General features: G+C 51.5%; 4 protein-coding genes. All 4 read right to left on the bottom strand.

Annotated elements, in window-relative coordinates; translation table 11 throughout:
• Window positions 1-986: 986 nt before the first annotated feature.
• Complete coding sequence (locus tag ACTHRH_RS24460; RefSeq protein ID WP_440418044.1) at window positions 987-2,063, bottom strand: bifunctional 3-deoxy-7-phosphoheptulonate synthase/chorismate mutase; 1,077 nt, start codon at window positions 2,061-2,063, stop codon at window positions 987-989.
• Window positions 2,064-2,689: 626 nt separating this feature from the next.
• A complete protein-coding gene (locus ACTHRH_RS24455) occupies window positions 2,690-4,492 on the bottom strand; it encodes an S-layer homology domain-containing protein (RefSeq protein WP_440418042.1) in 1,803 nt (600 codons plus the stop codon).
• 25 nt (window positions 4,493-4,517) lie between these two features.
• Window positions 4,518-7,277 carry a DUF4855 domain-containing protein gene (locus ACTHRH_RS24450; protein WP_379291482.1) on the bottom strand — a complete coding sequence of 920 codons (2,760 nt, stop codon included), beginning with the start codon at window positions 7,275-7,277 and terminating at the stop codon, window positions 4,518-4,520.
• Window positions 7,278-7,842: 565 nt separating this feature from the next.
• Entirely contained in the window at window positions 7,843-8,814 is a 972-nt protein-coding gene (locus ACTHRH_RS24445) for a hypothetical protein (RefSeq protein WP_379291484.1), read from the bottom strand.
• Window positions 8,815-9,004: the final 190 nt, after the last annotated feature.

Raw genomic sequence — 9,004 nt, 5'->3', positions numbered from 1 at the left:
ATTTCGTGGTTGAAAACATTGTACCATGAGGGATTCTAGTGACCTCTTTCTTTTTACACAATTATAAGGACATAACTGAGTAAAGCATTAAAATGCCTGACGGAAAGCCACACGTCGCATCCGGGCCAGTAGAAACATCGCAAAGACGAGCAAAAATACATTAAAATCGTGCCTTTTCCCGAAAAGAAGGCGAAAAACGCTCAAATGTGCAGGTCTTTTTCACAAAATGGGGCCATTTCGCTAAAAACGCTCCAAAGACGTGCAATATTGCTCTAGAATCAGGTATGTGGCGACTTTTCTTCAAAAAGACGTGCGTTATTGCTGTAGAATTAGGCACTACGAGGTACTTTGAGGCTTTTCTCGAAAGACCTGCAGTTTTGCTTGTCTTTCACACCATCCGGTGGACGATCCGGATTGGGGCGTTTTCAAAAAGCCAAGAGGAATGCTTGTTCGCTTATAGTTTGTGAAGTGAAACAACTAATGGCCCTGACCGAAAGGCCAGAGCCGATGCAAAATTCCGAGAGGCTTAACTCATTGTAAAGAGGTACTTTTTATCAACAAGAAAAGGTTAATCACCATATTGACTGCTGGAATTATTATAATTACTTTATCCGTGTATTTTGTGAGGCAGAACATTTGGATCAACAATTTATGAAATATCCTGTCGAATTTGATGAAGAATCTTTATACTTTATCAAATCTAAGAACAGAAGTTACATTATTGCAGTGCTAAATCCTGCTTTAAGAAAATTATTCACGATGGAGATTTTTTATTAGCTCGACTTCGCAGCAAGCGCCGATAATCTTTTTGATAAAATTAAACCAGCCCACCGTAAACATCAGAAAATCTTTATTATAGCTGATAAATTTCAATTTGGAAGAATGGGGTGCGCCCCCGCCCATTTTTCCGCAACATTTATCGTAAAAAGAGCGAGGACAGCCTAAATAATCTTGTTCCCATGCGAATACATTGAAATTTAAGTATGCTAATATATCGTTTGGCCCGAGCGGTTCCATAAGCCGGAATCCATCAGTTGATCCGCGAAGCTCCGGAACTGTGCGAGATCGATCTGCTGCTCCGAATCGGACCAGGCCTCCGGCGGATTCGGATGAACCTCCACCATGACTCCATCGGCTCCGGCCGCCAGAGCAGCTTTGGCACAGGGGAGCAGTATATCCTTACGCCCCGTCGAATGGCTGACATCGACCAGTACCGGCAGATGGCTCTCCTGCTTCAGAATCGGCACGGCCGAAATATCAAGTGTATTCCGGGTCCACTTCTCGTAAGTGCGAATTCCCCTTTCAATGAGCATCACCTGCGAATTGCCCCGGGAAACAATATATTCCGCCGCCATCAGAAATTCTTCCATCGTGGCGGCCAGCCCTCTTTTTAACAAGACCGGCAGCTTCATCATCCCGGCTTCCTTAAGCAGCTCGAAGTTCTGCATGTTGCGGGCGCCGATCTGGATAATATCGAGAAATGGGGCGGCCGCTTCCAAATGAGCCGGCGTTACGACCTCACTGATAGTCAGCAAGCCGTATTCATCCGCCACTTCCTTCATCATCTTCAGCCCGTCTATTCCAAGCCCCTGGAAGTCGTAGGGTGATGTACGGGGCTTGAACGCCCCGCCGCGAATAATTCGAACCCCCTTCTCCTGCAAAGCTTCGGCTGTCTGCCGCATCTGCTCCCAGGACTCGATCGAGCACGGTCCGGCGATCAGCTCGGTGCCGCCGCCTCCAATCTCCACATCGCCGAATCGAATAACCGTATTCTCCGGTTGGGCCTGGCGGCTTACTCTAAGCGCGGGCTTGGCTGGCTTGACCGGCTCCTGCGTCGCTCTTGCAATGGCATCCCGCAATTGCCGGATCGCCTGGCTGTTCAACGGGGCGTTCTCATCCTCCCCGGCCTCTCTCCACATCGATTCGGTCAAGCAGAGAGACCGCGCGCGATATTCCGCCGGGAGCTCCCGGAACACCCGGGCTCTCTCATTCAACAGACGAATGAGAACACTGTCGATTTCGTTCACTTTTCCTTGCAGAACCTGAAGCTGCTCGTTATTCATAATGATCTCTCTCCTTAACCTTGTATTCATACGCGAAAGCTTGGGTTTCTCCGGCCGACCATATAGGGGAAGAGCAAACACCGCGCGCCAGTGTTCAACTCCATTCCCGCCTCATGACCTGATATAACCAAAAAAGCTGCCTAACTCCGGGACGCGTCGACGTGGTACCACCCGAATTTAGACAGCTTCAAACAAACAAGCTTTCTCTCTCACCATGATAACGGTATGAAACCGGAACTCTCCTACTGGGCGCACCGCCGTTCAGAGGTCAGCTCAGGAGTGAACTTCGGCTGGCCGTACCCCCGGAACGCTCTCAGTCTACCGGCGTTCCGTCCCTGTGGGGACTGCTTCGCTTACTCTCTCCATCATAGCCATTTAGAATTAAATCTAAATTTTCAAACATTATATGTTCATTTCCAGAACAATGCAAATATTTACTTGAAAGCGAGCCAGCTTTAAAGCGAAAAAGCACTGCTCATAAACCTGACTGGGCACTTTGAAGAGGCTAATAAGCATTCCGGGCGGCCCCCTCCCTCCAACAAGCTTCCATCTCGCGCAACGCGATACGGCTCTGGCAGGAGAAGGGTCCGGCTCCGGTCAACAAGCAAGCGAGTGCAGCGGATCCATTAACGCCGATTATCCAGACTTAGCAGGTTGTAAACGGCTTGGGCGCTTTCACTGCGAATCACCGCACCTTTAGGCTTGAAGGTGTTGTCCTCATAGCCGCTGAGCAAGCCCAGACGAGCTGCGGTATGGACATAAGCTTGCGCCCATTCGCTGATGGTGCCGGAATCGTTAAACACGGCCGGCACCTCCATACCGGGCTGCTCCCCTGTCATAACCGTATAGGTCCTTAGCAGCATCACCGCCATTTCTTCGCGCGTAATGGAAGCCTGCGGATGGAAGAGGCCTGCTTCGTCCCCGGTTACGATCCCGGCCTCCCGGGCGGCGGCTATGCTGGCCGCGTACCACTCGTCAGCCGCTACATCCGGGAAGCCGCTGCTGCCTGCTGCCTTCAGATCGAGCGTACGAACGAGCAGCTTGGTAAACTCGGCACGAGTCACCTCACGCCCGGGCTCGAACGTATCCGCCGTTACTCCATCGACGATATGCCGGGCAGAGAGTAAGCGGACCGCTTCGGCGGCCCAATGGTCGCTGGGGACATCTGTGAAGGTTTTGTCATATTCAAGCAGCATATAGTTCCCCGACCGGGTGACGTCGGCAGCCATCCGCTTCTCATCCCAGCGGCTTCGGAGATAATGAAATCCCCCGCCCTCTCTCCATTCATAAATCCCTGACAGGGAAGCCTGTTTATTTGGGGACAGCTTCAACGACATCCGAATCGGCGGCGCAAATGCTTCCTGCACCGTACGGCTGCCGTCCGGCTTCATTCCTGCAAACTCGATCCGATAGGCGTCAGAGGCCACCTGAATGGCTTCGGAGGAATGAGCCGCTGCTTGCAGACTTCTCGCCGCCTCCGTTGTAGATATGCGGGCTATATCCAGCACCAGCCAAGGGGCAGCTCCTTCCTGCTTGCCTAACGAATCCAGCATGGAGCGGATCGTAGCGGCGGGAATGGACAGCTCGCTGCCTTCAAAACGGACGATGACGGAATCAATCTTCTTGAAATCGGAATAGGCAGCGGAGAACACAAGTCTCCCCTTACCCTGCTCCAGCTCCACCGCAACGATGCCGGCTTCGGCCGTCTCCAACCTTTTGGCATCGACAATAATATCATCCGGCCCCGATGGGAGCTTTGTATCATCGCCGGGAGATGCCGTACCCGGCTTCGGAGAAGCGGCCGGATCCGGCGTAGCACTCGGCGTCGGCTGCGGACTCGGATCCGGCGTAGCACTCGGCGTCGGCTGCGGACTCGTATCCGGTGTAGCGCTCGGCGTCGGCCGCGGACTCGGACCCGGTGTAGCGCTCGGCGTCGGCTGCGGACTCGGGTCCGGCGTAGCGCTCGGCGTCGGCTGCGGACTCGGGTCCGGCGTAGCGCTCGGCGTAGGCTGCGGACTCGGGTCCGGTGTAGCGCTCGGCGTCGGCTGCGGACTCGGGTCCGGCGTAGCGCTCGGCGTCGGCTCTACCGGAGACTTAATCGTGACCGACTCCTCGATGGGATCGGCCGCCTTAGCCCCGCCTATCCTAATCCGATACGTCTGCCCCCGCATGGAAGCTGTAACCGGGAAATCAAATACATATTCCCCTGTCTCTGAACTGGCTGCCTGATCTACATAAATAACATTTTCACGGGAATCCAGCACCTGGATCGTAACCTGCAGATATGCATCCGGAGCGTTGCCCGAAACGGTCACTTTCGTCTCCGATTGGACAATACGCACGGGAGACCAGCCGGGAGAATCCGCCGCTGCGGCCGGCATCAAGCCCATAAGCAGAATTAATAGGGTCAGGATGGTAACCTTCTTCAAAATAGCAAGCCTCCTTTCAGGCATTTCATCGGACCGGAACGGTCACTCGATTGGACAGCGGCCTCATTCCGTCCAGACTGTCCCAGACGAAGGCGCGTACTTCATAGGTGCCGCTTGCCGGTATTTTGATCATCGCCGTAGGGGTTATGCTCTTGGCCGCCTCAACTTCTTGGGTAACGGCCGTATAAGCCACCATTTCTCCCGATGTAGTGTCGAACAGGCCCATGATCAGCGTCATCTGCTTGGAAGAAGTCGTCAGATTGGTAGCCTGCACGGTCATTTTCGCATCGTTGCCTAACCGGAATTCATCCGCGGGCGACTGCCATTCGATCCGGAACGGGTTCACGTCAATAGAGTCCAGCTTCGCCTGAAATTCGGCTTTCTGCAAGCTGTCCGGCAGCGCTTCGACCAGCTCCCGGGCAATGTCATAATAATCTCTATCCCTTAAGGCTTTGACTACCGCATCCGAGGCTCCGGCAATCTTCTCCTCCAAGGACCCCGGAATCAAATCGCTCGCTCCCCAGTTAAGATAGACGATGTTATCGCGAGTGATCATCTGACCATCGGCCGACAATACGAATAGTCTGGGCGTAATGTCCGTATCGTTCACACCGTCATTTTTATGAAATTTAAGAGTCAGGAGATCGGGAGCTCCCTCGAGTATTTTTTGCTTGCCTGCCAAATCCCCGGCCAGCGCATCATCGGGATTATGGATATCGAAGCTGACTTTCACCTCGCCGGGCGTGCTATGGTCTACTACCACATCCGCCTTCCCTTTCAGCGCAGGGCCCAGATCATACGTGTCATACGCCGCTTTACCGACATCATACATAATCGTGAAATTTCCCTTGACGAAGTTATCCGCCAGCGGAAGCTTCACATTCACTCCAATATTCGCTTTATCCGTTACGTTCGTGACAAGCGTCGCCGTAAATCGGGGCTGGTAAGTACCTTTGACATATTCGAAAACCCGGTCATACACATTCCGACGAATGACGGATAGGGAGTCTGTTTCCTTGTTATCTCTAGGTGCATAAGCGAAGGCACCCACGACAATCGGATTGGAGCTTAAATAATACGTGTTGGCCGCTTCCGTCATATAACCGCTGAAGTAGCCGTAATTCAAATATTGGGCCAGCGTCCGGTAATCATCATATTCCACCTCGATGGAGCCCCCAACTCTTCTCGCCAGCTCTTCGGTTGCCGGGAAAATCTGCTTGCTGGAATTTCTGAAAGCATAGGAAGGCTGAATGGAGGCCGTGTCAAAGCCAAGATCCCGCCAAATATAAGGTGAAGCCGGTCCTATGTAAGGAATCCAGGTGAAATAGTAGCCTTTCTCGTGCAAATGATCGGCCGCCGCACGAATCATTTCCACCTCTCCATCCTTGGCCAGCACCCTCTCGTGATACCAGTAGAAGCTGTTCAGCTCCAAATGATCATATCCCGCAGCTTTAAAACGGCTAATAACCTCATCGATATACCAGCGGACAATGGCCTTTTTGTTCTCTACCGCCAGTCTTGCCATTTCGTAGGCACCTTCTCGGGATTGCGGATCCATCCCCTTCTCTCTCACCGCAGAGGCAAAATCGCCGGCATAAGTATAGAATGGGGCGCCATAGCCAATATCGCCGAAATCATTGCTTTTGTTCTGGTCGTCCAGATACGGAATAGCCATATTGATTCTCACTTTTTTATCCGTGCCCAGCTGCTTGTTCAATTCTCCGACCGCCCAGTTGATTGCCCCCAGTTGGGTTTCCTGCTGGAAAATAAAATCGACGAAAGCCAGCATGTCGCCTTTGGTTTTGTAAATGGCCGCACCGGTGCCGGTCGGCGTCGTCGGAGTAACCATCGCAACGACCGGAATCGCCAGAATGTCATCGAAGTACCAATCGGTGTAGCGGCCTTCGATGTCCCGGTGGCCAAGCATCGTCATCACTTTCTCCCGGGTCCAGTCCGTAAAATGCTTGTTCGCCTCATTCATAGGCCCCGTATACCACAAAAACTGGTGAGCGACCTCCGCCCCTTCCGGCACCCCCGGCTTCACCAATTCATCGTAAGTGAACCCGTCCGGGAAGTTCAGAGTCTCCGGCAGAACGGCATCTTCCGCCATCCCTTCCACACCGCGAATTTCAATTTCGTCCGCCCACCCGAACGTATCGATCACAAAGACCAGCTTCACATAGCGCGCCTGCACCGTCAGCTCGGAGCCATCCGGCAATGACGACAGCTTGTACAGCTTGCGGTCCATCTGGGTCGAACCGGGGTTGTATGCATAGAACAGCGGGACATCCGGCTCGGCGACCCCCACGTAGTGATACTGCTCCCCATCGTTCGAAACATAGTACCTGACGTTAAAAGGAGGAGCAATGCCAACATCGCTTCTTTGCCCGAAGCTGATCGACATCTCCTTCACGGTCTGAATGTCCCCGAGATCAATGATGACCTCTCTCTTCATCTTGCGGTAGAAAACAAACCAATCCGTTACATTGCTCCAGTCGCTTAAATTGCCGAGCTTCCCGTCCGTAAGCAGCGCCAGCTTGGCAGTGTCTCCCTTGTCCGATTCCTTCTCGTATTTCAGCGGCTCGTTATTGATCACATCGAAATGAATATCCGGTTCCAGAATAGTGACGGAGCGATTTAAAGCCAGATTTGTGTAAGTGCTTTCATTAACGGTCATGTCAAAATCCACGGCCGCCTGAGCTCTCTCCGTTGGAAAAACACCCGTGAACCAAGACAGAACCATGCACAGTACCATGACGATACTTATCCTTCTTTTGGCACTCATTCTTCTTCCTCCCCAAAAATCGGATTTTCCTTGCTACAAGTTCGGGTAACCATACATCTGCTGATACGATCCCCACTTGGTTGGCAAGCGCTTTCAATATCCTGAAAAAACAGCTCTCCTCCTTCTATTGAAAGGCCTCCTTTCCTTCCCCCTTTCTCACCCCATAACAACCTAATATTTCCCACTCATAGTAACACCCGTTATTATGTATGTCAATGCATCTATCACACCGTTATTGATTTGCCACAATCCGGCTCCCCATATGAATAATATCTTCTGGCGCATTCAATACCCAAATCCTTTAAAAATAAGGCATTCAGGCTAATTTACCCACTCCCTTCAGTAGATAGATGTTCCAATGTGAATTGAAGTGTTACAAATGAATATTAAAAAATCCCATAACACTCGTTATCATCCAGAGTGCTACGGGATTTCGCCCGTATGTAACTCTAAAGTTGTTAGCCGCCCGTTCCGTCTGGATTTTCCTCCGGAATCCGGTCGGCGGATGATCTTTCCTTGTCTACTTTTCATTTCAGGTTACGGTCTTTTCAGCCAAGGAGAGGTACTAGCTGTTCCTATTTTTCCTGTGATCGTCATCCAGACATTGACGCGGGTCCATATGTATAAGCTCCCATTTTCCTCCCTGCCCCTTCCGGTACTGAGCCGTCAAAACATCCGTATCATTCGTCAGAACGAAGAAGATAAACCGATATTCCCTCCCGTCCTTCCCGGAGAAATCAATCTGCTTGATATAACCGTCCTGCCGGGTAGGCTTTCTCTTCTCCACAAGCTTGCACCAATTGCCATATTCGATATCGACAACGGCCTCGGCCATATGATTCCAATGATGGTAAGCCGCACATAAGAAATCCTCCCCTTGCAGCTCGACATCGGAAATTTCATAACGATCCCCGTTTTGTTTAATATAGACATAACCATAGTAATATGCAAAATAAGTGTTGGACTTGGAGGAACCCTCAATTGTCTCCAGTTCAATAAAATACCGTTCTTCCCCCGGCCGCTCCGGGTCCGCCGGAACCTGACGGAGCTTAATCAGGTTAATATGGGCGATCTCCTGGAAGGACTGTATATATGCCTTATAAGAGAGTCTGTTCCGATATGCATCCGACAGAAAATGATAAGCAACCGGATAAGGGATCTTCGCATTTCCAATCGTTCCGCAGCCTCCCGTCGTTTCGCATAAATTTTCAGCCTCCCGAAGAATGCTGAAATAATTGAGAATGGTGTTCTCGGGGGTATCCATCAAAGACGAAGGGAGCTTGATCTCTTCCACCTTTTTATCAAAATAAGGTTCGAAAAAATTCCCGTTAAACCGGTCGTTGAGAACGGGCAGCTTGGAAGGGCGGAAATACCGCTCCACATCCTTACCCTCCCGGACCGGTGCGCTCGCACTAAGGTCATCATCTTCACAATTTGTGGATGCTTGAACCAATCTTGCACCCATAACCGCCGCTTCCGCTGGAGCGGAATCCCAGCCGAACCGGAGCACCAGAGCCAGGCCTATTGCCAGAAGCACAACGATCCCCCACTTTATGGGCTTCGCACGGATTGTCAGAAAAATAATGTCTCCCCCTTTATATTATCATTTTTGATATTAATGTCCTTCCATGCGGATAACCGGATTCCGGGCAGAAGTCCTACAGTCTGTGGTGTGTGTCTCTCTTACAAAGCTTGAGGAGTTGAATGACTTTTTGGGGTTGGTGGCT

This window comes from Paenibacillus sp. SAFN-117 (assembly GCF_051966115.1).
Classification (GTDB): domain Bacteria; phylum Bacillota; class Bacilli; order Paenibacillales; family NBRC-103111; genus Paenibacillus_L; species Paenibacillus_L residui.
This window is presented reverse-complemented; position numbering and strand designations above follow the sequence as displayed.